We start from the raw sequence: 25,709 nt of genomic DNA on the forward strand, positions 1-25,709 counted from the left end.
CAACCCTTCAGGACAAGACGTGGAGCCGACATGAAATTTTCCATCTCCCGCGAAGCGCTGCTGCGACCGCTCACTCTGGTGGCCGGCGTGGTGGAGCGCCGCCAGACCCTGCCAGTGTTATCCAATGTATTGATTCAGGTAGGGGAGGAAGAGGTTGCACTGACCGGTACCGATCTGGAAGTGGAGCTCATCGGGCGTACCGTGGCGTCCCGGGTAGAGGAGCCGGGGGGCGTTACGGTGCCGGCCCGTAAACTGATGGATATCTGCAAGTCGCTACCCGACCAGGCCGAGATCCAGCTCTCCCTCGAGGACGGCCGTGCCGTGTTGCGCAGTGGTCGCTCTCGCTTCACCCTCTCGACCCTGCCGGTTGCGGAGTTTCCGAGCATCGAGGACAGTCAGGGGAGCATCGAGCTGAGCCTGCCGCGGGGCATGCTGAAGCAGCTGATCGACGCTACCTCCTTTGCCATGGCTCAGCAGGATGTGCGGTACTACCTCAATGGCATGCTCCTGGAGATGCGCGACAATCTTATCCGTACCGTGGCGACCGACGGTCACCGGCTCGCGGTAAGCTCGCGTCCGGCCGAGCTGAATGTTGAGTCCCCCCAGAAGCTGATTGTACCGCGCAAGGGCATCCTGGAGCTGGTTCGACTGCTCGACGACGGTGAGGATCCGGTCAGCCTGACCCTGGGTGCCAGCCACATGCGGGCCCATACGGGCGACTTCACCTTTACCTCCAAGCTGGTTGACGGCAAGTTCCCCGACTATGAGCGCGTGGTGCCTCGAGGCGGTGACAAGGTGTTTATCGCCGATCGTGCCGAGCTGCGGCAGGTGCTGTCGCGTACCGCCATTCTCTCCAACGAGAAGTATCGCGGCGTGCGCCTCCATCTCGAAGAGGGCAATCTCAAGGTGATGGCCAATAACCCTGAGCAGGAAGAAGCCGAGGAGAATGTTGGCATCGAGTATAGCGGAGACTCCCTCGAGATCGGCTTCAACGTCGGGTATCTGGTCGACGTGCTCAATGCCATCGATGAAGACCGCATTCAGATGACGCTGGCAGACTCCAACAGCAGTGCCCTGATGGAGCAGCCCGGGGGCGGAGACGCCCTCTATGTCGTCATGCCGATGCGTCTGTGACCCACCCCGGGCGGCCTTTCGGGGCCGCCTCGCCCTCTTGTGCGTTCCATGCCCCTTGATCATCTCGTTTTTCACGGCCTTAGAAATCTTCAACCTGTTGATTTTAAACCGGGTTCGCAGATCAATTTGATTGCTGGCGAAAACGGGAGTGGCAAGACCAGCCTGCTGGAAGGCATTCATGTGTTAGGCATGGGGCGATCGTTTCGTACCCGTAACATGCGACACGTGATCACCCATGGTGACGATGAGCTGATGGCCCATGGCCGCATCGCCGGAGCCCCGGCGGTGCCATTCGGCGTCAGGCGTCGTCGTCGTGAGGACGAGCTCGAGATTCGCCTTGCAGGAGAGCGTGTCAGCCGCCTGTCACGCCTGGTAGAGACTCTCCCCCTGCAGCTGATCAACCCCGATGCCTTCCGGCTCCTGGAAGGCTCTCCGGCCGGACGACGAGAGTTTCTCGACTGGGGAGTGTTTCACGTGAAACATGACTTCCTGGGGGCCTGGCAGCGCGCGCGTCGCGCGTTGAAACATCGGAACGCCTTGCTCAGGCATGGTAGAATGGATCCTGACTCTCTGGTGGTCTGGGAGAAAGAGCTGGTCCACTGGAGCGAACGAATCGATGAGATGCGCTCCGCCTGGATGTATGCGTTTCTCCCGGTATTCGAGGAAACCCTCAACGGATTGTTGCCGCTAAAGGACCTTCAGCTGCGTTATTCGCGTGGCTGGGATCGACGAAAATCATTGAGCGACCTGCTACGACAGGGCCGCGACGTGGATCGGCAGATGGGGTTTACTCAGCAAGGCCCACAGCGTGCCGACATGGCGATCAAGCTGGGTAAGCGGCCTGCCGTGGAGGTTCTGTCCAGGGGGCAACAGAAGCTGGTGGTGAGCGCCTTGAAGCTGGCTCAGGGCCGCTTGCTGGAAGCCAGCACGGGACGCCGCTGCGTCTATCTGATTGACGACCTTCCGGCGGAGCTGGACGACTCGCATAGGCGATTGTTCTGCCGCTGGCTGGAAAATATGCGCTGCCAGGTGTTCATCACCACCATCGACCAAGATGCCCTGGCGGATCTATGGCAGGCCGAGACCCCGGTCGAGATGTTTCACGTGAAACGCTCGGCGTCCGGAAGCGGCACGTTGCTGCCACTGGAGTGACAGATTTCATGACGGAGCAGTCAATGAGCGAACAGGCCTACGACTCATCGAGTATCAAGGTTCTCAAGGGGCTCGATGCTGTACGCAAGCGTCCCGGCATGTATATCGGCGATACCGATGATGGCACCGGGCTCCACCATATGGTGTTCGAGCTGGTGGATAACTCCATCGATGAGGCGCTTGCCGGATACTGCAGCGAGATTCGCGTCGTCATTCATCCCGATGAGTCGGTAACGGTGAGTGACAACGGACGCGGCATCCCGACCGACATCCATGAAGAGGAGGGGGTTTCCGCCGCCGAGGTCATCATGACGGTGCTGCATGCCGGAGGGAAGTTCGACGACAACTCCTACAAGGTCTCCGGCGGCCTGCATGGTGTCGGTATCTCGGTGGTCAATGCCCTGTCCGAAGAGCTTCGGCTGACGGTATGGCGTGCCGGCAGTGTGCATGAGCAACTCTATCGCCACGGGGTGCCTCAGGCGCCGCTTTCGGCGGTGGGAAAGACCGAGAACGCGGGTACCCGCGTGCATTTCCGTCCATCGTCAGAGACATTCGGCAATATCGAATTTCACTTCGATATCCTGGCCAAGCGCCTGCGTGAGCTCTCCTTCCTCAACTCCGGTGTGGCCATTCGCCTGATCGACGAGCGCTCCGGGAAGGAGGAGCTGTTTCATTATGAGGGTGGCCTCAAGGCCTTCGTCGACCATCTCAACACCAACAAGACGGTGCTTAACCCGGTCTTCCACTTCAACACCGAACGAGAGGACGGGGTCGGGGTAGAAGTGGCGATGCAGTGGAGCGACTCCTTCAACGAGAATATCTTCTGCTATACCAATAATATCCCTCAGCGGGATGGCGGTGCTCACCTGGCAGGTTTTCGCGCGGCACTGACTCGGACCCTCAATGGCTATATCGAGTCGGAGGGGCTGCTCAAGAAGTCAAAGATCAGCACCGCCGGCGATGACGCCAGGGAAGGGCTGACGGCCATCATCTCGGTGAAGGCGCCGGATCCCAAGTTTTCCTCCCAGACCAAGGACAAGCTGGTTTCTTCCGAGGTGAAGACGGCTGTCGAGCAGGAAATGTCGCGCCTGCTCGGTGAGTATTTGATAGAGAAGCCCAACGAAGCCAAGGCCATCGTCAACAAGATGCTTGACGCCGCGCGCGCCCGTGAGGCGGCACGCAAGGCGCGTGACATGACGCGGCGCAAGGGTGCACTGGATATCGCCGGCCTTCCGGGCAAGCTGGCAGACTGTCAGGAAAAGGATCCCAGTCTCTCCGAATTGTTCCTGGTAGAGGGCGACTCGGCCGGGGGGAGTGCCAAGCAGGGCCGCGACCGTCGTACTCAGGCGATCCTGCCTCTGAAGGGCAAGATACTGAACGTCGAGAAGGCGCGCTTCGACAAGATGCTCTCTTCGGCAGAGGTTGGAACCCTGATCACTGCCCTGGGGTGTGGTATCGGACGCGAGGAGTTCAACCCCGACAAGCTTCGCTATCATTCGATCATCATCATGACCGATGCCGACGTGGATGGCTCGCATATCCGGACCCTGCTGCTTACCTTCTTCTTTCGTCAGATGTCGCAGCTGATCGAGCGCGGTCATGTGTTTATTGCTCAGCCGCCGCTCTACAAGGTGAAGCGCGGCAAGCAGGAGCTCTACCTGAAGGATGAGCAGGCGATGACCGACTACCTCACCACCACGGCCCTGGATGGCGCTCGTCTCTACGTCAATGCCGATGCGCCGGGTATCGGCGGTGAGCAGCTTGAAAGCGTGGTGAATCAGTATCGTGATGTCATGCGGCGTATCGATCGGTTGTCGAAGGTCTATCCCAACGAGGTGCTACGCAAGATCGTTCATGCGGTTGCTCTCGATGGCGAATCCAGCCTGCGTGACAGGGTTACCATGCAGAACTGGATCGAGGATCTTCAGGGCGAAATGGACGCGCTGCTTGCCCATGAGGGGGGGCCTCAATACAGTTTCCGCCTCGAGGATGATAGCGAAAGGGGGCTTTTCCTTCCTGCCGTGACTATTTCCGCCCACGGTGTGGCCACCGATTATGTGTGGGGTGTCGATTTCTTCACCAGTGTCGACTATCGCGCCATGATCGAGCTGGGAGAGACCCTGGACGGGCTGCTGGAAGAAAGCGCCTACGTGGCCCGTGGTGAGCGTAAGCGCTCCGTGTCGAACTTCTACGGCGCCCTGGAGTGGCTGATGAACGAGGCCCAGCGCGGTCTCTCCATTCAGCGCTACAAGGGGCTGGGCGAAATGAACCCCGAGCAGCTGTGGGAAACCACCATGAATCCTGACACCCGCCGTATGCTGCGGGTGTCCATCGAGGATGCCATCGGTGCGGACATGATGTTCAATACCCTGATGGGCGATGAAGTGGAGCCGCGGCGTGACTTCATCGAACGCTTCGCTCTGGTGGCCAATCTGGATGTGTGATGTGGTGTTTCATGTGAAACATGGCTGAACGACCCCGGAGGGCCCATCATCGGGTGACAATGAAAGGCCCGCCATCGATACCGATGGCGGGCCTTTCATCGCTGAAGCCACAATAAACAGCAGCTGATCCGTGGCTTCCGGTTTTTTGCTAGGTGCAATCCTCCTGGCGGCTTACGCCTTATTTCCTCGCTTCTCGTCGCCCAGAAGCCAGCTGACGAAACCAGCCAGGTCATCGAAGACCAGAGTGTCGCTTTCCGGTGCTTCAAGCTCGGCATGCTTTTCAAGCGTTCGCTCGCCCTTGCCGCTGCGCACCAGCACCCGCCGGCACCCCATGGCATCGCCCGCCTGCAGGTCACGCAGGCTATCTCCTACCATCCAGCTTCCGGATAACTCGCCCAGGTGCAGCGCGTCGCGAATCTGTGCCAGTAGCCCGGGATGGGGTTTGCGGCAATGGCAGCGGTCATCCGGGCCGTGTGGACACCAGGCGATATGAGCGATGTTACCGCCGGCCTCGGCAACCAGGTGGCATAGCCGGGCGTGCATCTCCGCCAGGGTGGCCTCGGTATAGTAGCCGCGGGCAATGCCCGACTGGTTGGTCGCCACGGCCACGGTCCAGCCGGCCTGGCTTAATCGTGCGATGGCCTGGATGGCGCTGGGGTAGGGGATCCATTCGGCCAGAGACTTGATGTATTCGTCCGAATCCCGGTTGATCACGCCATCCCGGTCGAGTATCACCAGGCGGTCAGGAGAGTGCATGGTTGAGGGTTCCTTGTTGCCGATTATGCCTGGATCGCAGTGTTTCACGTGGAACATCGCCTGCCAAGGAGTCGCCATAAACGCGAAGGGTGAGTTCAAGAGGCGCCGATAGCCATGCAGCGAGTCGAGCCTGGTGCCGTCATGTTCCACGTGAAACATCGTGGCGGTCTGTCTGTGGAACGGTTGGATGCCGGCTTTCTGTGAGGCATGAAAAAGCCGGCAGCGATGGCTGCCGGCTTCGTTGGTGGTATGTTCTGCGGTTACTGCTGCAGTTGCGCGATATCCGCGACCTCGAGGAAGAGGGCGCGTAGATCCGCCAGCAAGGAGAGCCGGTTGCTGCGCACGCTCTCATCGTCGGCCATCACCATCACCTGGTCGAAGAAGGCGTCTACCGGCTCACGCAGGCCGGCCAGGGTGTCGAGTGTCTCCTGGTAACGGGCCTCGGCCAGCAGCGGCGCCACGCTGTCGCGATGCCGGGATACCGCCTCGTGCAGCGACTTCTCGGCAGCCTCCTGGAGGAGGGAGGCCTCCACGGCGCTACCGACCTCATCGGCCTGCTTGGCGAGGATGTTGGAGACGCGCTTGTTGGCGGCGGCGAGGGTGGCCGCCTCCGCGTGGCCGGTGAAGGCCTGCACCGCGCGCAGGCGACGGGCAAAGTCCAGCGGCCGCGTCACGGGCCGTGCCCGCACCGCGAGGTAGGCCTCGGTGGAGATGCCCTCGCCCTGGCCCCAGGCCCGGAAGCGATCGAGCATATAGGCCAGCACCTCATCGACGAGATGCTCGGCGTAGGGCAGCTCCTGGTGCTGGGCCGCGGCCAGGTCGAGCAGTTCGCGCAGATCCAGGGACAGCTCGCCCTTGATTAGGATATTGAGCACACCGATGGCGGCACGCCGCAGGGCAAAGGGATCCTTGGTGCCGGTGGGACGGGCCCCGATGCCGAAGATCCCGGTCAGGGTGTCGAGGCGGTCGGCCAGGGCCAGGGCCTGACCGGTACGACTCCGGGGAATGGCATCGCTGGCGAAGCGCGGCAGGTACTGCTCCTCCATGGCCTGGGCCACCTCGGCAGGCTCTCCATCCTGGGCGGCGTAATAGCGGCCCATGGTGCCCTGAAGCTCGGGAAACTCGAGTACCATCTCGGTTACCAGATCGCACTTTGCCAATTCGGCGGCGCGCCGAGCATGGCTGACATCACCGTCGATCTGGCCGGCGATGAAGGCCGCCACGGCGGCGGTGCGGTGAGCCTTGTCGGCCAGGGTGCCGAGCTGCTTCTGGAAGACCACGCCGGAGAGTTCATCGGTGCGCGATGCCAGGGTGCGGTTGCGATCGGTGTCGTAGAAGAAGGCGGCATCGGCCAGGCGGGGGCGAATGACCTTCTCGTTACCTTCGATCACGCGGTGGGGCTCGGCGCTGTCGATATTGGCAACGGTAATGAACAGCGGCTTGAGACGGCCCTCGTCGTCGAGCAGGTGGAAATACTTCTGGTTGGCCTTCATCGAGGAGATCAGGCACTCGGCGGGCACTTCGAGGAAGCGCTCGTCGAAGCTGCCGGTCAGGGCCACGGGCCACTCGACCAGGCCGCTGACTTCGACCAGCAGGTCTTCGTCGATGACCGCGGTGGCTTCCTGTACTTCCGCCTCGGAGAGTACCTGCTCACGAATGCGCTCGCGGCGCCTGTCGCGGTCGGCCAGTACCCAGGCCTGCTCCAGGGTGGCGAGATAGTCATCGGCATGGGCCAGCTCGATGGGTTCGGGCGCATGAAAACGGTGGCCACGGGTGGTTCGCCCGGCCTCGAGGCCAAGCACCTCGGCCTCGATGACCGTGTCGCCATAGAGCACGACAAGCCAGTGTGCCGGGCGGGAAAACTCCATCCGTGAGGCGCCCCAACGCATATTCTTGGGTACCGGCAAGGCCGCGATGGCCTTCTTCAGGATGGCGGGCAGGAGGGCGGCAATGCTCTCGCCCTGCTGATGTTCGCGATACCCGAGCCAGGTACCCTTGTCGGTTTCCAGGTGAATCAGCTCATCCACGCCGACGCCGCAGGAGCGGGCGAAGCCCTCGGCGGCCTTGGTGGGCTGGCCATCCTTGAAGGCCGCCGCCAGGGCCGGGCCACGCTTCTCCACTTCACGGTCGGGCTGCTTGTCGGCCAGGCCCTCGATCTGGACCGCCAGGCGGCGCGGCGTGGCATAGGCGCGCACCTCACCATGGGCAGCGTCGGCGTCGCTCAGGCCGCGAGACAGGCCCTCGGCCAGGGCATCGGAAAGGGTATCGATGGCGTTCGGAGGGAGCTCTTCGACGCCCAGTTCGACCAGTAGGGTGTTGGCAGCCATGTTCAAGCGTCTCCCTGTTCAAGCAGTTCGCGGCGCAGAGCCTCGGGGGCCAACGGGAAGCCCGCGGCCTTGCGCGATTCGAGATAGGCGTGGGCCACGTCACGCGCCATGGTGCGCACGCGCAGGATGTAGCGCTGGCGTTCCGTCACCGAGATGGCGTGGCGGGCATCGAGCAGATTGAAGGTATGCGAGGCCTTGAGTACCTGCTCATAGGCAGGCAGCGGCAGGTTGGCCTCGAGCAGTTTCGAGCAGTCGCGTTCCTGCTGGTCGAAGGCGCCAAACAGGAAGTCGACGTCGGCGTACTCGAAGTTGTAGGTAGACTGCTCACGTTCGTTCTGCAGGTAGACGTCGCCGTAGGTCACCTTGGAGCCGTCGGGGCCAATGGTCCAGACCAGGTCGTAGACGCTGTCCACGTCCTGCAGGTACATGGCGATACGCTCGAGGCCGTAGGTGAGCTCACCGGTCACGGGGAAGCACTCGATGCCGCCGGCCTGCTGGAAGTAGGTGAACTGGGTCACCTCCATGCCGTTGAGCCATACCTCCCAGCCCAGGCCCCAGGCACCCAGGGTGGGGGATTCCCAGTTGTCCTCGACGAAGCGGATATCGTGAATCAGAGGATCCAGTCCCAGGCGCTTGAGGGAGCCGAGATAGAGCTCCTGGAAGTGTGCCGGGGAGGGCTTCATTACCACCTGAAACTGATAGTAATGCTGCAGGCGATTGGGGTTCTCGCCATAGCGGCCGTCGGTGGGACGGCGGGAGGGCTGCACATAGGCGGCGTTCCAGGTCTCGGGACCGATGGAGCGCAGGAAGGTCGCCGGATGGAAGGTGCCGGCACCGACCTCCATGTCCAGCGGCTGCAGCACCACGCAGCCTTGTTCCGCCCAGTACTGCTGCAGGGCCAGGATCAGTCCCTGAAAGGTTGAGGCGTCGGGCGTCGGTCCGGAGGCCGAGGTCGACGCAGGTGTCGCGAGAGTCATTGGGAAAAGCACCATTGGCCATGAATTCACAGGGCGTCAAGTATACAATCACCGGCAGATCGGTTATAGGCGCACGCCCCGAGACAGAGGATTCTCTCCATGATCGTAGTAACAGGCGGGGCCGGCTTCATCGGCTCAAACCTAGTCAAGGCACTCAACCAGCGCGGCCACCAGGACGTGATGGTGGTCGACGACCTCAGCGACGGCACCAAGTTCGTCAACCTGGCCGACTGCAGCCTCGGCGACTATCTGGACAAGCGTGACTTTCGTCGCCGGGTAGAGGCCGAGCTGCGGGGTGAGCCCGCACAACTCCCGGAGATCGAGGCGATTTTCCATGAGGGGGCCTGCTCCGATACCACCGAGTGGGATGGCCACTTCATGCTCGATAACAACTTCGAGTATTCCAAGGTACTGCTGCACTTCTGTCAGCAACGCGGCATTCCCTTCCTCTACGCGTCCTCGGCGGCCACCTACGGCGGTAGTGAGGTGTTTCAGGAGGACCCGGAGCACGAGAAACCGCTCAATGTCTACGGCTACTCCAAGCTGCTGTTCGACCAGTATGTGCGGGTCCACTGGAACTCATTCCGCAGCCAGGTGGTGGGCTTCCGCTACTTCAACGTCTATGGCCCCCGGGAGCAGCACAAGGGCAAGATGGCCAGCGTGGCCTATCATCACCATACCCAGATCAGTGCCGGTCAGAACGTCAAGCTATTCGGCGCCTGGGACGGCTATGAGGCGGGCATGCAGAGCCGTGACTTCGTGTATATCGGGGACGTGGTGGATGTGAACCTGTGGTTCCTCGACCATCCAGAGGCGTCCGGCATCTTCAACCTGGGCAGCGGGCGTGCCGAACCCTTCAAGGCGATCGGCGAGGCGGTGACCGATTACCATGGCCATGGAGTCATCGAGTATATCGACTTTCCCGACGAGCTGAAGGGGCGCTATCAGAGCTATACCCGGGCCGATATCTCGAGGCTTCGCGAGGCCGGTTACGACCGCGAGTTCCGCACCGTGGCCGAGGGGGTTCGCGAGTATCTGGAGTGGCTGAATGGCTGAGCCGGCCCCTTCGAGAGGAGAAAACGGCGAGCGCATCCTGGTGGTCGGTCCCTCCTGGGTCGGCGACATGGTGATGGCCCAGAGCCTGCTGATGACGCTACGCTCTCGCCACCCCGGCTGCACTCTCGCGGTGATGGCGCCGGGCTGGTCCTTGCCGATTCTCGAGCGCATGCCCGAGGTGGATGAGGCGATCGCCCTGGATGTGGCGCATGGCCAGTTCGGCTGGTCCCGGCGCCGTGAAACGGCCCGTGGACTGCGTGGACGGTTCGATCGTGCCATCGTGCTGCCGCGCTCCTGGAAGTCGGCGCTGGTGCCCTTCCTGGCAGGAATTCCGCGACGCACCGGCTTCCACGGTGAGCAGCGCTATGGGCTGCTCACCGAGCGCCGCCGCCTCGACAAGGGCGTGCTCGACCAGACGGTCAAGCGCTTCGTTTCCCTGGGACTGCCCGCCGAGGCGTCGGCCCTGGGTGGTGTCACACTTCCCCAGCCGCGACTGATGGTGGATGCCGACAATCAGGCCGCGCTGCGCGAGCGCCTGGGACTTTCCACGGCCACGGCCATCGGCATGATGCCCGGAGCCGAGTATGGCCCCGCCAAGCAGTGGCCGCTGGCGCACTTTCGTGCCCTGGCCGAGGCCCTGGTGGCGGAGGGCTTCGAGGTGCGCGTGCTGGGGGGCCCCAAGGACGCCGAGGCGGGCGATACGATTGCCCAGGGGCTGGCGGGGGCTCATAACCTGTGTGGCAAGACGCGACTGGCGGATGCCGTCGACCTGCTGGCCGACTGCGAGCAGGTGGTGACCAACGATTCGGGGCTGATGCATGTGGCGGCGGCGGTGGGCACGCGAATCCAGGCCCTCTATGGTTCCTCGTCGCCGGCCTATACGCCGCCACTGACCGATAATGCCGAGATCCATTATCTGGCCGTGGAGTGTTCGCCCTGCTTCGAACGCGTCTGTCCGCTGGGACACACGCGCTGCCTGGTGGAGATGAATCCCGAGCGAGTGCATCGGGCCATTCATGCGTGGCGGGCCACCATCGTGAAGGGCTGATTCGCCGCTAGTGCATGCTGGGGGCCTGGTCCGCGGCGTTCCCGGGCGCCTCCAGCACCTGTCGCGGAGTGGCCTGCCCACTCTCCTGCTGTCTGCCCTCGGGTATCAAGCCCTCCCACAGCCGGTGCTGAAGTGCCGTCTCCTCGTGCATGCGGGCCGCCAGGTCGGCCAGGCCGTGTCGCTCTACCAGCGTCGTCTTCCCGGCGAGCAGGGAAACACCCAGCCCCGCTCGATGGCGTTCGATGGTAAAGCCCATTGCCTCCAGGATGGTGGGAAAGAGGTCGATAGTGGCGGCCTCACGCCGGGTGCGCGCACCGGCCTCGACACCCTCGCCCAATAGCATGAAGGTGTTGTCACGCTTGCCTGCAATCAGCTGCTCCCAGGCCGACACACGCATCGTCAGATGATCGCTGGCGATCACGACCAGCGTATTCTCCAGCAACCCCTCGTTGTCGAGTCGGTCGATCAGGTCGAAGGCCAGCCAGGCCGAACACTCCACCGAATAGAGGATGTCCTCGCCATCGAACTCTCCCTGGCGTTCTCGGCAGGCCCGGGCCGGGTAGCCATTGGGCGCATGGCCCGAGATGCTCAGGTTGATCACGCCCCAGGGGCCGGTATCTTCCGCCTCCAGGCGGCGGATCTCGTCGACGGTAAACTCATAGAGACTATCATCAAAGAGCCCCCAGTCATTGACATACTCGGGGTCCTCCAGGCGCGGCTCGAGCGCGGCCCGGCCCATGACCCTGTCGACCCCATGATCCTCGTAGAAGATGCCCTTGCCGGCGAATTCGGTGCTGGCTCCTCCCAGGAAGCTGAGCCGATAGCCTTGTGCTTCCAGCACATCGCCCAGGCATTCAACGCCGGGGACAACGCGGCCCAAAGGTTCGAACTGGCTATCGTGGAGCAACCCCGCCGGCATCAACGGGGCGCCGCATTGGCTGGCGATCATGCCGGCCATGGTCCAGCCGGTATTCTCCAGCTGGCGTACCCCTTCGAAGACGTGGCCGCGCCGGCCCAGGGCATCGAGGAAGGCATAGGCATCGCCGAAGCGCTGGCGGTCGGCATAGGTATGCTCCATGCTTTCCAGGTAGAGCAGCAGCAGGTTGGGAGGATTTTCCGGCGCCTTTCGGATCGTCGGGATCACGTAGCGGCGGTCCAGCCAGGCACCGTCATCGGTGACGATGGCCGCACTGCGTTGCCCCATGCTGTAGAAGAGCGGATTGCTGGCGATCAGTACCAGTGCCAACAGGCGATCCGCGAAACGCCAGCGATGGTCATGGCGCACCAGCCAGGTGAAGGCGGCCAGCAGGACCAGCATTGTCAGAGTATAGAGTGCTGCCGCCAGCAGGCGTTCGTTGCCGCCATGCTCGGCAATGCCCGCTTGCAGGTGGAAGAATATCGCTCCGATCTCGACGATGCCGAAGCTTTCGGCCAGGTAGACGTAGACCCCCCACAGGCAGAGGGGTACCAGCGACCAGGGCCAGACCCGGGCCGGTGGCCTGGGGGTCGCCGGTTCTCCCCAGCGCAGCAGCCAGCCTAGGCCGAGCCAGGCACCGGCGATGGGCACCAGGCTCCACGCCGGCAGCACCGCCACGGTGACGATGGCATAGCCGAGGCAGAGCCCGATGACGAGCAGGGCCCACCAGCGGGGATGTTTGAGCCGGTCTGGAGTGGAAGGGAGTTTCATGGATTTCTGTAGGGTAAAATGAGATGGATACCATCCCAACTGCAATTTCTGATGCAGTCAGGGAGCTTGGTGGAGTGCATATGCCTTCATGTACTTCCAGAATACGCCATTGGCGTTGGAGAAGGCGATGACGAGGCCTCGCCAGCCATCCAGAAATCCCAGCCTGAGAATGTATGTGCGAAAGAAGGCAAACAGTGACTTAGCGACGATCAGCGGCGGTGCAATGGGACGGCGGCTGTGCTCTGCTCGGATGGAGGAGTAGCGATTGACCTTCTCCAGAAACTGGGAGAGGTCAGTGACGGCATCATGCATGATGGCTCCGTCCGCGCGTATCACCTGGGTATTCTCACCCGTCTGCACGGACTCATGCACCATCGCATCATTGAAATTGCAGAAGCGGCGGTTGAAAAGGCGCACCAGCCAGTCCTTTCCCCACCCGGAGTGGCGAACTTCCTTGCCCAGCATCAGGTTCTTGCGCTGGACCAGGGCTGCCGCGTCACGCTCAGAGTGGCAATCCCAGGTTCTCAGGCTCTCGATCAGTGCCGGGGTAGGCCGTTCATCGGCATCCAGAGACAGCACCCAGTCATGGCTAGCCAGGGATACGGCATGACGCTTGGTTGGTCCAAATCCGAAGAACTCGCCCTGGAACAACCTCACATTGGGGTGGAGTTCGGCAATGGCGAGCGTCTCATCGATTGAGCCATTGTCGTAGACCACCACCTCATCAAAATCACTGAGGGATGCCAACGTCTTCTCGAACGTGGAGCCTGCATTGCGTGTGATGATGACGGCGCTGATGGCAATGCTCATAGGCTTTCTCCCTGAAAGAGATATGTGGCCTTGGGATAGGCCCGACTATCCGTGGCTGTTATGCTTACTGGAACCTTCACGGACCTAGTGATCAACCATTGAAGATAATACACGTCAACCTCGCAAAGGGGTTCCGAGGCGGGGAACGGCAGACAATACTGCTGATCGAAGCGCTGGCAACCCAGTTTAATCTAACGCAGTCCCTTGTTTGCCGAAAGGATTCTCCCATGAGGGAGCGTCTTGCGGGCGTCGAGAACCTCGAGTTTGTGACAGCGAATCATCAGCTTGCAGGGCATGGTGCGGCTGGGAAAGCGGAGATTGTTCATGCTCATGAGGCGAAGGCTGTGCATTGGGCGTGTGTGCACCATCTGTGGTTCAAGGTGCCATACATTCTGACCCGCCGGATGAATACTCCTGTGAAGAATCGCTTGTCGAACCGGCTCTGCTACAGCCATGCGGCGAGGCGTGTTGCGATTTCAAGTCCTATTCGTGAGACGCTTTTTTTGCGAGGTTGGGGCGACGTGGATTTAATTCCCAGCGCTATGGCGGGGCTGTCACAAGACGACGCGAAAACTAAGGCCTTTCGAGATAATCTAACTGGCAAGTTTATTGTCGGGCATGCGGGCGCTCTGGTCGATCGAGCAAAAGGCCAGCGTGTACTGCTTGAGGCGGCTCGTCAACTATCTAGCCGGTATCCGGATATGCACTTCGTCTTTTTGGGTCAGGGGGAAGATGAAGATATTTTAAAGCATGAGTCCCTTGATATGAAAAATATCAGCTGGCTGGGGTTCAAGGAGAATATTGGCGACTATATCGCTGGCTTAGATGTCTTTGCCTTTCCCTCGCATTATGAGGGGTTGGGTTCAGTCCTGTTGGATGTAATGGATATGGGGGTCCCGATTATCGCCACTGACGTCGGAGGCATTCCCGATATCGTTCACCATGAACAAACCGGACTATTGGTAGCCGATGGTGATGCCAACGCTCTGGCTGAATGTTTGGCTAGGCTGCACGACGATCCTTCTGTAGGCAAAGCGCTGAGCAACAGTGCCAGAAAACAGCTGGCGAATTATACCAGTACGTCCATGGCAACCTCTTATTTGAGGCTTTACAATGAAATTCAGAGTCATTATTCTGGATAGCTGATATGCTTTCTGTTTCGTCGCGTAGTCATAAGAATCTGCACAAACTGAGCTTCTACTCCCGTCACGCGGCTCGTAGCTTGCTTCCAACTGCCTGGTTTCGCAGCCATCGCGATTCCTTATTGCGCCATGTCGAACGGTTGGATGATGTCGAAAAGCTGGCCTTGTGTCACAGGGTTGATTTCTACAATCAGTGCTCTTTTCCGTTTGCCCTTCCTGATGCGGCACCAAGAATTCGTGAGTTTAAGCGTGAAAAAAGCTGGGCCTATTATCTTGATATGGTGTCCTTGCTACGTTTTTTTCCTGAAGATTTTCGCTTCCTCTATCAATTTGGCGATGTTACTGAAGTTCCTGAGCTACCTACATTCCTCAAGAGCCGCCCGGTAGCGGGGGACAATAGAAATTCAGTGCTACTGAAGCTTAACCAGGTCCGTCATTACTACTTTGTCAGGGACAGAATCCCCTTTGATGCCAAGTTGAACAAGGTCGTATGGCGTGGAGCCTGCCATCAGCCCCACCGCCGCCGCTTTATTGAGGCGTTCCATAATCATTCGCTTTGCGATGTCGGTGATGTACACCGTAAAGCCGAAGGGAAGCCGTGGCACCGCGAGCCCATGTCAGTGTCGGAACAGTTGCGCTACAAATATGTTCTGAGTATTGAAGGGAATGATGTTGCAACAAATCTAAAGTGGATCATGGCATCAAATTCTCTATGCTTTATGACAAAGCCTAAATATGAAACCTGGTTCATGGAGGGGGCGCTGGTTCCAGATTACCACTACGTGCTTGTCAAAGATGATTATTCGGATCTTGAGGAGAAAGTTTCCTACTACACAAGTCACCCAGACGAAGCGAAGTGGGTTATTCATAATGCTAATCAGTATGTGCTCCAGTTTCTTGATAGCCGAAAAGAGCTTTTTGTCAGTCTCATGGTTATGAAGAAATACTTCGAGAGCTCTGGTCAGTGCTAGCTTTACAAAGCTGGCGAGAGGATTTTTCATTTTTTGCCTAGAAACCTAGTTTATTAAATAATATGTTTTTAATATAATACTGCCATTTCTAGTTTTCTCGTTTTTTATTCTGATCCGGTGAATTCCGAGCCGGTTCTGTTAGCATAGGTCCTCCCTGAATGGACAAAGCTAGTGGATCACCTTCTTGAAGACCAACCCCCGCAGCGACAATAATCCGACAGCGTTCGCCTGGAGCGCTCGCTATACCAGGCTTGCCGTGTTTCTACTGGGGGCTTTGCCGCTGGTGGTGCCCAGCGGCTATTCCATTGGCGCGGCAATGCTGCTGCTCGGCAGCGGGGTGTTACTCTGGCGTCGTCCACGGCTCGGCTTGGAGCGTGTTGATGCCGCAGTGATGGCGGTGTTGGCTGTAACGGCCCTGATAGGCATGATCTGGGCTGGGTGGATAGGTGAGGGTTGGCGAGACGTCGATAAGCCGGTGCGATTCCTACTAGCGGTGCCGGTATTGCTGCTTGTGATGGCTTATCCACCACGGCTCGCGTGGCTGTGGAGTGGCCTGGCCGTGGGTGCCATTGGTGCCGGTTGTTGGGCCATATGGCAGCGCTTCGTAGAAGGTGTTCCTCGTGCCTCCGGAGATATGAACCCCATCCAATATGGCAACTTGAGCATGTTGCTAGGCGTGCTCTGCCTGGCGGGGCTGGGGTGGGCCGTAGTGCAGCGCCATCGGTACTCCTGGATCCTGCTGATGGGTAGCGGTGCCGCACTGGGAGTGCTCTCATCGCTGCTCTCGGGCAGCCGTGGGGGCTGGGTGGGGGTGCCGTTCATTTTGTTGGTACTGTATCGGGCCTATGGCCGTGACTTGTCGATGAGAGCTGCCTTGGCACTCTCGGCATTACTGGTGGTAGCACTTGTCGTTGTCTACCAGGTGAAGGAGACCGGCGTTGAGAACCGTGTCATACAGGCCGTGAATAACATTGATCAGTACCTTTCTGGCGGCAATCGAAATACCTCAGTCGGGATGCGCTTCGAGATGTGGAAGGGGGCGGCCCATCTGATCAATGAGAAGCCCTTGAGCGGTTGGGGCGAGAACGGTTACCGGCCTGCCATGCAGGAGTTAGCCGATCAGGGTGTGGTCGACCCTTCCGCAGCGAAGTTTAGTCATGCCCACAATGAGTACCTGGATATCTTTGCCAAGCGTGGCATGCTCGGCTTTCTCAGCTTGATGGCGCTCTATCTGGTGCCGTTGACGTTGTTTGTTCGTGGCTTTGGTACACCAGATCTATCTCGGCGCTCAGTGGCAGTTGCCGGCGCATTGTTGAGTGTGACCTACATCGATTTCAGCCTGACCCAGGCGTTCCTCGCCCATAACAGTGGCACCATGATGTATGCCTTTCTTCTAGCTGTGCTCTGGGGTGTCCATCGCGGGCAGAAGCCTTCCTATCACGATTCGTGATAGGGAGGCTGCAGTCATACTGACTTAGAGTGATCTCGGAAGAACTCCTCTAGCTTTTATTCGGAGGGAACTCTATAGCTAGCCTAAACATCGATGATCTTACAAGTATAAGCACTGATGACTTCAGCAGACTCTTTTATACGCATGATGAACATGCTGTCTTATTTCTGACCTTCTTGCTTGTAAGATTTCTGAATCGATTCCAGGACATCGGTTGCCCCGAACTTCTCCAGCGACCGCCCGAGCCGCTCCAGGTTGCGGGCCTTCCAGGCACCATCGGGGCGCAGCCGGCAGCGGTCAAGGTCGATCAGCCACACCTTGCCGGCTTCATCCACCAGCAGGTTGCGGGCGTTGAGGTCGACATGGTCGAGGCCGGTGTCGTGGAAGCGCCGGATGGTGGCGCCGACACGTTGCAGCAGGGCGTCATCGGCTTCGCCGCTCTCTAGCAGGCTGGCCAGGGCGCGGGCGCCGGGAATGCGCACGGTGATCAGGGCGGCTGCATAGGTCAGGCCGTGGCGGGTGACGCTGGCGGCTACCGGGCGGGGAACCGGCAGGCCGAGGGCATGCAGCTCGGCGGTTAGGCGCAGCTCGCGGAAGGCGCGGGTGCGCTCCAGGCCGGTCCATAGATAGCGGGCTTCACTGAGCCGGGCCACCAGGCCGCCGCGGCGGTAGGGGCGCAGCACCCACTCCTCGCCGTTACCGGCATTCAGGAACAGGCTGGCGCCGCGTCCCGGGGCCTGGCCGGTGATCTTCCCCTGCGCCTGCCACCAGTCGGGGTCGAAGGTTGACGGGCCGATTTGTGGCGCCGCGCCGGCGTCACATAAACTGTCCGCATCATATAGAATATGGAACTTTCCCGCTCTCAATGTTGCCAAGCGCATGAAGCATCCTCTGCCCGCCCAACCGCGCCACATCGGCGTGCTGCGACTCTCCGCCCTGGGCGATGTCTGTAACCTGGTGCCGACGATTCGCGCCCTGCAGCGCCAGTGGCCCGAGGCGCGCATCACCTGGATCGTCGGCAAGGCCGAGCACAGTCTACTGGCGGGCCTCTCCGGGGTCGAGTTCGTGGTCTACGACAAGGCCAGCGGCCTGGCCGGCATGCGGGCCCTGTGGCGTGAACTGGCCGATACCCGCTTCGACGTGCTGTTGCACATGCAGCAGGCGCTGCGTGCCAGTGCGCTCTCCCTGGGGCTCAAGGCCGATGTACGGGTGGGCTACGACAAGGCGCGTGCCAAGGATGCCCAGCACTGGTTTACCCATCGTCAGATCTCACCCCACCCGCGCGCCCATGTGCTGGAGTCCTTCCTGGATTTCGCCCGGCTGCTGGGTGTCGAGGACCTGAGCCTGGAGTGGAACCTGGCGATCCCGTTCGCCGCCCATGACGAGGCGCGCTCCCTGACCGGCGATGCGCGTTATCTGCTGATGAGTCCCTGTGCCAACCCGCGGCTGCGTAACTTCCGCAACTGGTCCGCCGAGGGGTATGCCGCCGTGGCCCAGCACGCCTGGGAGCAGCATGGCCTGTGCACGGTGCTGACCGGTGGGGGCAGTACCCAGGAGCGGGAGATAGGGGAGCGTATCCAGGCCCTGTGTCCGGCCGAGGCGGTGATCGATGCCATCGGCGAGACCTCTCTCAAGGGGCTGCTGGCGCTGATCGATGCCGCCGAGGCCGTCATCGCCCCGGACTCGGGGCCCGTGCATATGGCCAATGCGCTGAATACGCCCACCGTGGGGCTCTACGCCACCACCAATCCCGACCGTGCCGCGCCGTACCGCTGGCGCGACTTCGTGGTCAATCGCTATCCTCAGGCGGTGCGCACCTATCTGCACAAGGAGACCGAAGCGGTCTCCTGGGGCCAGCGGGTCCGCCACCCCGATGCCATGTCGCTGATTCGTACCGATGACGTGATCGAGCGCCTCGAGGCGGCTCTGCGCTACGCCGCCGACCACCCCATGGAAAGGACGCCAGCCGACGATGAGACTTGATCTGACTGCCCTGGAGCATTCCCGCCTGCTGGTGGTGGGCGATGTCATGCTCGACCGCTACTGGCATGGCGGTACCTCGCGTATTTCTCCCGAGGCGCCGGTGCCGGTGGTGCGCGTCGAGGAGAGCGAAGACCGTCCCGGTGGGGCCGCCAACGTGGCGTTGAACATCTCTTCCCTGGGGGCCCATGCCGCGCTGTCCGGCCTGGTGGGCGATGATGACAACGCCGACCGCCTGGTCGGCCGCCTGGAAGACGCCGGAGTGAGTACTCACTTCCAGCGCAGCCCGGGTGTGCCCACGATCACCAAGCTTCGCGTGATGAGCCGCAACCAGCAGCTGATCCGCCTCGACTTCGAGGAGGGGCTGGGCGATGCGGACACTTCCGGGCTGCTGGAGCGCGTGGAGGCCGCGCTGCCCGAGAGCGACCTGGTGATCCTTTCCGACTATGGCAAGGGCACCCTGAACCGCGTCGAGGACCTGATCGCCCTGGTGCGTGCCAGCGGCAAGCGAGTGCTGGTGGACCCCAAGGGGCGTGATTTCTCGCGATATCGCGGGGCCAGCGTCATCACCCCCAACCTGGTCGAGTTCGAGGCCGTGATGGGGCATTGCCGTGACGATGCCGAACTCGCCGAGAGGGGAGAGGCCCTGCGTGCCGAGCTGGAACTCGAGGCGCTGCTTATCACCCGCAGCGAGAAGGGGATTACCCTGATCCGCGAGGGGCATGACCCGCTGCACCTGCCCACTCGCGCCCGGGAGGTCTATGACGTCACCGGTGCCGGCGATACCGTGATCGGCGTACTGGGGCTGGCCCTGGCGGCCGGCCATGGCTTCCCCGAGGCGATGACCCTGGCCAACCTGGCCGCCGGCCTGGTGGTGGGGAAGCCGGGGACGGCGACCCTGTCCATCGCCGAGCTCTATACCGCCCTGCATGGCGACAAGCTGGCGGAATTCGGGGTGATCGAGGAGCCGCCGCTGATCGAGGCGGTGCGTGCCGCCCAGGCCCGCGGCGAGAGAGTGGTGATGACCAACGGCTGCTTCGACATCCTCCACGCCGGCCATGTGGCCTATCTGGAGCAGGCGCGAAGGCTCGGTGACCGGCTCGTCGTGGCGGTCAACGATGATGCCTCCATCGCCCGCCTCAAGGGCCCCAAGCGGCCCATTAACCCCCTGGCGCGTCGCATGCAGGTGCTCGCCGGCCTCGGAGCGGTGGATTGGGTCGTCGCCTTCGGCGAGCAGACCCCCCAGCGGCTGATCGAGGCGGTGTTGCCGGATGTGCTGGTCAAGGGGGGCGACTATCGACCCGAGGAGATTGCCGGCGGCCAGGCCGTGCTCGACGCCGGGGGCGAGGTGCGGGTGCTGGGCTTCGAGGATGGCGTCTCCACCACGGCGATGATCTCCACCATCCTCGATCGCGAGAGCTGATGGGCTGGCCCCGGCAGGCCTATTCCGCGGCGCTGCATCTGGCCGCTCCCCTGATATGGCGGCGCCTGCGTCGTGAGCATGCGCTTACCGACCCCAGGCCGTTGCGCCTGGGGCGCATACCCGAGACACCCTCCGACGTGCGCATGCTATGGCTGCACTGCGCCTCGGTGGGCGAGGTCCAGGCGGCCAGGCCATTGATCGATGCGTTGCTCGCACGCTATCCGGATCACGCCTTGACCGTGACCACCATGACCGCCACCGGTGCCGAGCGCCTGCGTGCCCTGGCAGAGGGGCGCGGGGATGGCCGGCTGGCCCATCACTTCGTGCCCCTGGATTTCCCCCGCGCGGCGGCGCGCTTCGTCGAACGCCTGCGCCCCGAGCTGGCGTTGTTCTTCGAGACCGAGCTGTGGCCCAACCTGCTCCACGCCTGCCGCCGTGGCGGTATACCGGTGGCGGTGGTCAACGGCCGGCTCTCCGAGCGTGCCCTGGATGGTTATCGGCGGCTGCGTCCGCTGATGCGCGAGGCGCTGGGCGGCGTCGACTGGCTGGCGGCCAAGTCCGCCGAGGATGCCGCGCGCTTCGCCGAACTGGGCATGCCGGCCTCGCGCACCACCGTGGTGGGCTCATTGAAGTTCGATGTCGCTGCTGATGACGAGGCCTTGGGGGTAAGTAAGCGCTTGCGTCGGCAGTTGGGTCGGCAACATGTCTGGGTGGCGGGCTCCACCCACGAAGGCGAGGAGGCACAGATACTGGCCGCCCATGCGCTGGTGCGTCGGCGCTACCCCGAGGCGTTGCTGGTGCTGGTGCCGCGTCATCCCCAGCGCTTCGACGAGGTGGCGAGTCTCTGCGAGCGCCTGGGCCAGGCGATGGCTCGGCGCTCGCAGGGCCAGCCACCTCGCGACGCCACCTCGGTCTATCTGGCCGATACCATGGGGGAGCTCACGGCGCTCTATGGGGCGGCCGACCTGGCCTTCGTCGGCGGCAGCCTGGTGCCGGTCGGGGGGCATAACCTGCTCGAGCCCGCGGCCCAGGGAGTGCCGGTGCTCAGCGGCCCCGAGCTGGCGAACTTCGCCGATGTGGCCGCGGTGCTGCGCGCCGCCGATGCCCTGGTAGAGGCGCCCGATGGAGAAGGCCTCGGCGAGGCGTTGATCAGGCTGTTTGCCGACCCCGCCGAGTGTCATCGCCTCGGCGAGGCCGGGCGTGGCGTGGTAGCCGCCAATCGCGGCGCCCTCGTAAAGACCCTCGAGGGCCTGGGCACGCTATTAGCGTCGAAGTAAGCACCCACTGACTCCGGAGGCCTGTCAGGCGGGAATAAGACGCTCCACGCCCTGATCGCCACCCAGCAGCAGCACGTCGGCGCCCCGGGCGGCGAACAGGCCATTGGTGACCAGGCCGACGATGGCGTTGAGGCGTGCCTCCATGGCCACCGGGTCGTCGATCATGAACTCAAAGCAGTCGATGATCTGGTTGCCGTTATCGGTGACCACCCCCTCTCGGTAGACCGGGTCGGCACCCAGTTTGACGAGCTCCCGGGCCACATAGGAGCGGGCCATGGGGATGACCTCCACCGGCAGCGGGAAGTCGCCCAGGCGGTCGACGCGCTTGGAGGCGTCGGCGATGCAGATGAATGTTTCGGCACAGGCCGCCACCACCTTCTCGCGTGTCAGTGCCGCGCCTCCGCCCTTGATCATGTGTAAGTGAGTGTTCACTTCGTCGGCGCCGTCGATATAGAAGGGCACCGTGCCCACGGAGTTGAGCTCGAAGACCTCGATGCCGTGGCCGCGTAGCCGTTCGGCGCTGGCCTCGGAGCTGGCCACGGTGCCGGCGAAGTCGTGACGCAGTTCGGCCAAACGGTCGATGAAGCGGTTGGCCGTGGAGCCGGTGCCGATACCGAGCACGGTGTCGCGATGCAGGTGAGGGCGAACCTCGTCGATGGCGGCCGAGGCGACGGCATCCTTGAGCTGGTCTTGGGATAGGCGGGCCTGAGTCATGGGACGTTCTCCCTGGGAGCGTGAGTGATGTGGGCGAGGTCGGCGTGCAAGGGGCCGCCATTATAGGCCAGCCGGCCCCGTCTGCCGATGCCCGCTGCTGGACGCTGAGCCGGTGTAGATGATAACAATAAGGGTTCCCCCGCACTGCAGCATTCATGCTGCGTCCTCTCGCGTCACGCCTCTGGGATATCAGGATGCTCGAAGCTACCGTCAAGAAGATTCTCCAGGCCCGGGTCTATGAAGCCGCCCGGGAAACCCCCATCTCGCCCGCTCCCTTTCTCTCCCGCCGTTTCAGCAACACCATTCTGATCAAGCGTGAGGACCTGCAGCCGGTCCACTCCTTCAAGATCCGTGGTGCCTATAACAAGATGTCCCTGCTCAGCGAGGAGCAGAAGGCCAAGGGCGTCATCGCGGCCTCGGCCGGGAACCATGCCCAGGGCCTGGCGATGGCGGCAAAGCAGATGGGCGTCAAGGCGACCATCGTGATGCCGCGCATCACGCCCGATATCAAGGTACAGGCGGTGCGGGCCCGCGGGGCCAAGGTGGTGCTCAAGGGGGATGCCTTCGCCGAGGCGGCCGAGCATGCGCAGACGTTGATCGAGGAGCACGGCTATACCTATATCCCGCCCTTCGATGATGCCGATGTGGTGGCGGGCCAGGGCACCATCGCCGTGGAGATCCTGCGCCAGCATGCCGGTTCGCTGGATGCCATCTTCGTGCCGGTCGGTGGCGGCGGCCTGATCGCCGGCGTGGCCGCCTACGTCAAGTATCTGCGCCCGGATATCAAGGTGATCGGGGTCGAGGCCGAGGATAGCGCCAGCTTCAAGGCGGCGCTCGAGGCGGGCAAGCGGGTCACGCTCGATCAGGTAGGCGTCTTCGCCGAGGGGGTGGCCGTGGCCCAGGTCGGCAAGGTGCCCTTCGATATTGCCCGTGAGCTGGTCGATGAGATCGTCACCGTCACGACCGACGAGATGTGTGCGGCGGTCAAGGATATCTTCGAGGAGACCCGGGCGGTCTCCGAGACCTCCGGCGCCCTCTCCCTGGCGGGCCTCAAGAAGTATATTCAGCAGACCGGTGCCGAGGGACAGACACTGCTGTGCATCAACTCCGGGGCCAACACCAACTTCGATCGCCTCCAGCATATCGCCGAACGCACCGAGCTCGGCGAGCAGCGCGAGGCGATCCTGGCCGTGACCATCCGCGAGCGGCCGGGCAGTTTCAAGAAGTTCTGCAAGATCATCGGCAAGCGCATGGTCACCGAGTTCAGCTATCGCTATGCCGACCCGGAGAATGCGCACATCTTCGTCGGGCTTCAGGTGAAGCCCGGCGGCGAGGATCGCCAGGCGGTGATCGACAGGCTGCGTGATGCCGGCTATTCGGTGGAGGACCTCACCGATAACGAGCTGGCCAAGCTGCATATTCGCCATCTGGGAGGGGGGCGCCCCACGCAGCAGTTCGAGGAGGAGGTCTATCGCTTCGAGTTTCCGGAGCGCCCGGGGGCGCTGATGAACTTTCTTACCCATCTGCCCCATGACTGGAATATCTCGCTGTTTCACTACCGCAACCACGGCGCCGCCTACGGTCGGGTGCTGGTGGGCATGCAGGTGCCCAATGGCGATCGCTCCCACGTCGAGGAGTACTTCGATGCCATCGGTTATCGTTACTGGAAGGAGTCCGATAACATCGCCTACCGGCTTTTCATGGCCTGAAGGCTCAAGGGACATCAGTGAAGGTGAGCGCTGACTCGCCTTGTGCGCCAGGAAGGACGTAGGTTTCAAGGGCGGTGCGTTGAGTCGAAACGGTTGTCCTGACGATTCAGTCCGCTTATAGTCGGCCGCGTTGAGTGAACTCACTATTCGGAGTCGATGATGAAGCGCAAGCCTGATGTGGTCTGGGCCCTGGTGCTGCTGTTCGGTATTGGCGTCGTGGCAACCGGATATGCCCAGACCCTGGTAGGCAATTGATCGCGACCTGCCGAGCCTCTGTCTGAAAGCAACGGGCCGATGCCAGCTGGCATCGGCCCGTTCGCGTTCCTGAGCTATCGCCTCAGGGGCGTACTAGCCTGATATCGCTGACGATGGCGTCGAGCGGCACGTCCCATGACGCGGTCGGCAGGGAATCGACCCGCTGGCAGTCATGGGCCAGGCCTATCAGGCGCGGGCGCGGCCCCGGGCGGCGGGTGAAGGCCAGGGTACGATCGTAGAAGCCGCCGCCCATGCCCATGCGCTGGCCGGCGTCGTCGAAGCCCACCAGTGGCAGCAGGATCAGGTCCAGGGCCCAGGGGGCCAGTCGTCGTGCGCGATGGGCCCCATGGCGTGTGGCGGGCTCGGCGATGCCGAAGCGATTGCGGACCATGGGCGTATGGGCATGGTAGTGCACGAACCACAGCCGATTGTCGGAAAGCGGCCGGAGAACCGGCAGATAGATACGGGCGCCGCGTTGCCGAAACCAGTCGATCAGGGGCGTGGGGGCGATCTCGCCGTCGTTGGGCAGGTAGAGCGCCACGCGTCGGGCGCGTTGTACCTCGGGCAGGCGTCTGAGCTGGCGGCACAGGCGCTGGTTGGCGAGTCGGCGCTGCTCGGGCGTCAGGGCGCGGCGGCGACGGCGCAGTTCGCGACGCAGCTCACGGCGCGAGCCATCGAAACTGGCAAGAGAAGGGGGTGCGGCGGGTGTCGGCATGAGATGGATCATGTGGACGGGGTTCCCCAGAGTGCCGCTGTCGTTCTGGCCCTTGAACCCATTGGTTCAAGGTGGGTGGCCGCAGCCGAACCGTCAGGCTTTCCGACGCACGGACATGCACACGGGTCCGGCTAGCATTTGGCCCCCTGGGTACTGCGCATAGGCTCGAGGGACTATAACGACTGGCAAACACCCCAGAGAACGAGTTCATCGTATCAGAGCATGAGGAAGGCGGCCAATGGATTCCGTGAGTCGGGCTCAGCGTGGCTGGGTATTGGCCAGGGCGCGCTCCAGACGCTCGCTCAGGGCATCCAGGTTGCGCTCCCCTTCACGCTGGTTCTCGAGTGCCTCCAGCAGTTCATGGGTGATGTTGAGCGCCGCCATGACGGCGATACGCTCGTTGCCCAGCAGGTTATTCTGGGAATGAATGCCGGTCATGGCACGGTCCAGGTAGCGGGCCGCACGCTCCAGCTTGGCTTCTTCCTCTGGGGGGCAGGCAATGACGTAGCTGCGTCCCAGCAGGGTAATGTCGGCGGTTGGCCGTGTCGCATCGCTCATCGGGGGGCTCCGGCTCGACCCGGCAGGCTACGCTGGCCGCGCGTCCCTGGGGGCCGATGCGTTAACATCCAGTCAGTACCGCATGGCCCGTCACTATAAGAGACCGCTTCTCGGGGGGTCAACG

At 62.2% G+C, this 25,709-nt stretch carries 21 protein-coding genes and 1 other RNA gene; 12 read left to right on the top strand and 10 right to left on the bottom strand.

Going from position 1 to position 25,709, the window contains the following annotated elements; genetic code table 11:
• Window positions 1-30: 30 nt before the first annotated feature.
• Genes dnaN through gyrB form a run of 3 tightly spaced genes read left to right on the top strand, consistent with a single transcriptional unit; the run spans window position 31 to window position 4,730 of the window.
• Window positions 31-1,134 (top strand): DNA polymerase III subunit beta, encoded by a 1,104-nt coding sequence (gene dnaN, locus Q358_RS0102060; RefSeq protein ID WP_027960519.1) that lies wholly within the window; start codon window positions 31-33, stop codon window positions 1,132-1,134.
• Window positions 1,135-1,182: 48 nt separating this feature from the next.
• A complete protein-coding gene (recF, locus tag Q358_RS0102065; RefSeq protein ID WP_027960520.1) occupies window positions 1,183-2,286 on the top strand; it encodes a DNA replication/repair protein RecF in 1,104 nt (367 codons plus the stop codon).
• Window positions 2,287-2,309: 23 nt separating this feature from the next.
• Window positions 2,310-4,730: a DNA topoisomerase (ATP-hydrolyzing) subunit B gene (gyrB, locus tag Q358_RS0102070; RefSeq protein WP_027960521.1), complete on the top strand. Its 2,421-nt coding sequence runs from the start codon at window positions 2,310-2,312 to the stop codon at window positions 4,728-4,730.
• A 171-nt stretch (window positions 4,731-4,901) separates the two neighbouring features.
• On the opposite strand, the gene gmhB is transcribed toward gyrB, so the two are convergent.
• From gmhB to glyQ, 3 genes are all read right to left on the bottom strand, one after another.
• Complete coding sequence (gene gmhB / locus Q358_RS0102075) at window positions 4,902-5,486, bottom strand: D-glycero-beta-D-manno-heptose 1,7-bisphosphate 7-phosphatase (protein ID WP_027960522.1); 585 nt, start codon at window positions 5,484-5,486, stop codon at window positions 4,902-4,904.
• 260 nt (window positions 5,487-5,746) lie between these two features.
• Entirely contained in the window at window positions 5,747-7,813 is a 2,067-nt protein-coding gene (gene glyS / locus Q358_RS0102085; RefSeq protein WP_027960523.1) for a glycine--tRNA ligase subunit beta, read from the bottom strand.
• A 2-nt stretch (window positions 7,814-7,815) separates the two neighbouring features.
• Window positions 7,816-8,790 (bottom strand): glycine--tRNA ligase subunit alpha, encoded by a 975-nt coding sequence (glyQ, locus tag Q358_RS0102090; RefSeq protein WP_043487507.1) that lies wholly within the window; start codon window positions 8,788-8,790, stop codon window positions 7,816-7,818.
• 99 nt (window positions 8,791-8,889) lie between these two features.
• Here glyQ and rfaD point away from each other — a divergent pair, with 99 nt between their 5' ends.
• Both rfaD and waaF read left to right on the top strand, forming a co-directional pair.
• Entirely contained in the window at window positions 8,890-9,846 is a 957-nt protein-coding gene (gene rfaD, locus Q358_RS0102095) for an ADP-glyceromanno-heptose 6-epimerase (protein WP_027960525.1), read from the top strand.
• A complete protein-coding gene (gene waaF / locus Q358_RS0102100; RefSeq protein WP_027960526.1) occupies window positions 9,839-10,894 on the top strand; it encodes a lipopolysaccharide heptosyltransferase II in 1,056 nt (351 codons plus the stop codon). The genes rfaD and waaF overlap by 8 nt, the downstream gene beginning before the upstream one ends.
• 7 nt (window positions 10,895-10,901) lie before the next feature.
• Here the strand turns inward: waaF and Q358_RS0102105 are convergent, their stop codons facing one another.
• The gene (locus Q358_RS0102105; RefSeq protein WP_043487509.1) at window positions 10,902-12,581 is read right to left on the bottom strand and encodes a sulfatase-like hydrolase/transferase; all 1,680 of its coding nucleotides are present in this window, start codon (window positions 12,579-12,581) and stop codon (window positions 10,902-10,904) included.
• A 57-nt stretch (window positions 12,582-12,638) separates the two neighbouring features.
• On the bottom strand, window positions 12,639-13,391 hold the full coding sequence (locus Q358_RS0102110; protein ID WP_027960528.1) for a glycosyltransferase family 2 protein: 753 nt from the start codon (window positions 13,389-13,391) through the stop codon (window positions 12,639-12,641).
• Window positions 13,392-13,618: 227 nt separating this feature from the next.
• On the opposite strand from Q358_RS0102110, the gene Q358_RS16355 reads away from it, so the two are divergent.
• The 3 genes from Q358_RS16355 to Q358_RS16365 all read left to right on the top strand — a co-directional run bounded on the left by Q358_RS16355 (window position 13,619) and on the right by Q358_RS16365 (window position 16,954).
• Window positions 13,619-14,533: a glycosyltransferase family 4 protein gene (locus Q358_RS16355; protein ID WP_245598255.1), complete on the top strand. Its 915-nt coding sequence runs from the start codon at window positions 13,619-13,621 to the stop codon at window positions 14,531-14,533.
• 5 nt (window positions 14,534-14,538) lie between these two features.
• Complete coding sequence (locus tag Q358_RS16360) at window positions 14,539-15,504, top strand: glycosyl transferase family 90 (RefSeq protein ID WP_043487512.1); 966 nt, start codon at window positions 14,539-14,541, stop codon at window positions 15,502-15,504.
• Between the two features lie 184 nt (window positions 15,505-15,688).
• On the top strand, window positions 15,689-16,954 hold the full coding sequence (locus tag Q358_RS16365) for an O-antigen ligase family protein (protein ID WP_245598256.1): 1,266 nt from the start codon (window positions 15,689-15,691) through the stop codon (window positions 16,952-16,954).
• Between the two features lie 161 nt (window positions 16,955-17,115).
• Here the strand turns inward: Q358_RS16365 and Q358_RS0102135 are convergent, their stop codons facing one another.
• A complete protein-coding gene (locus Q358_RS0102135) occupies window positions 17,116-17,835 on the bottom strand; it encodes a 3-deoxy-D-manno-octulosonic acid kinase (protein ID WP_027960531.1) in 720 nt (239 codons plus the stop codon).
• On the opposite strand from Q358_RS0102135, the gene Q358_RS16370 reads away from it, so the two are divergent.
• The 3 genes from Q358_RS16370 to waaA are packed head-to-tail and all read left to right on the top strand — an operon-like array spanning window position 17,834 to window position 21,634.
• Window positions 17,834-18,937, top strand: a complete 1,104-nt coding sequence (locus Q358_RS16370; RefSeq protein ID WP_043487514.1) for a glycosyltransferase family 9 protein — start codon at window positions 17,834-17,836, stop codon at window positions 18,935-18,937. The two genes, Q358_RS0102135 and Q358_RS16370, sit on opposite strands and share 2 nt — an antisense overlap.
• The gene (gene hldE / locus Q358_RS0102145) at window positions 18,927-20,357 is read left to right on the top strand and encodes a bifunctional D-glycero-beta-D-manno-heptose-7-phosphate kinase/D-glycero-beta-D-manno-heptose 1-phosphate adenylyltransferase HldE (protein WP_027960532.1); all 1,431 of its coding nucleotides are present in this window, start codon (window positions 18,927-18,929) and stop codon (window positions 20,355-20,357) included. Before Q358_RS16370 ends, hldE begins: the two co-directional genes overlap by 11 nt.
• Window positions 20,357-21,634, top strand: a complete 1,278-nt coding sequence (gene waaA / locus Q358_RS0102150) for a lipid IV(A) 3-deoxy-D-manno-octulosonic acid transferase (protein ID WP_043487515.1) — start codon at window positions 20,357-20,359, stop codon at window positions 21,632-21,634. The genes hldE and waaA overlap by 1 nt, the downstream gene beginning before the upstream one ends.
• 24 nt (window positions 21,635-21,658) lie before the next feature.
• Here waaA and rpiA read toward each other — a convergent pair whose 3' ends face one another.
• Window positions 21,659-22,348 (bottom strand): ribose-5-phosphate isomerase RpiA, encoded by a 690-nt coding sequence (rpiA, locus tag Q358_RS0102155; protein ID WP_027960533.1) that lies wholly within the window; start codon window positions 22,346-22,348, stop codon window positions 21,659-21,661.
• Window positions 22,349-22,542: 194 nt separating this feature from the next.
• Here rpiA and ilvA point away from each other — a divergent pair, with 194 nt between their 5' ends.
• The gene (gene ilvA / locus Q358_RS0102160) at window positions 22,543-24,057 is read left to right on the top strand and encodes a threonine ammonia-lyase, biosynthetic (RefSeq protein WP_027960534.1); all 1,515 of its coding nucleotides are present in this window, start codon (window positions 22,543-22,545) and stop codon (window positions 24,055-24,057) included.
• Window positions 24,058-24,394: 337 nt separating this feature from the next.
• Here ilvA and Q358_RS0102170 read toward each other — a convergent pair whose 3' ends face one another.
• From Q358_RS0102170 to Q358_RS0102175, 3 genes are all read right to left on the bottom strand, one after another.
• Entirely contained in the window at window positions 24,395-25,039 is a 645-nt protein-coding gene (locus tag Q358_RS0102170; RefSeq protein ID WP_245598257.1) for a 5-formyltetrahydrofolate cyclo-ligase, read from the bottom strand.
• A 7-nt stretch (window positions 25,040-25,046) separates the two neighbouring features.
• Window positions 25,047-25,231: non-coding RNA, 6S RNA (ssrS, locus tag Q358_RS18110), on the bottom strand.
• A 54-nt stretch (window positions 25,232-25,285) separates the two neighbouring features.
• A complete protein-coding gene (locus Q358_RS0102175) occupies window positions 25,286-25,585 on the bottom strand; it encodes a cell division protein ZapA (protein WP_027960536.1) in 300 nt (99 codons plus the stop codon).
• Window positions 25,586-25,709 lie beyond the last annotated feature (124 nt).

Origin of the sequence: Halomonas halodenitrificans DSM 735 (assembly GCF_000620045.1) — a bacterium.
In the GTDB taxonomy this organism is placed as follows: Bacteria; Pseudomonadota; Gammaproteobacteria; order Pseudomonadales; family Halomonadaceae; genus Halomonas; species Halomonas halodenitrificans.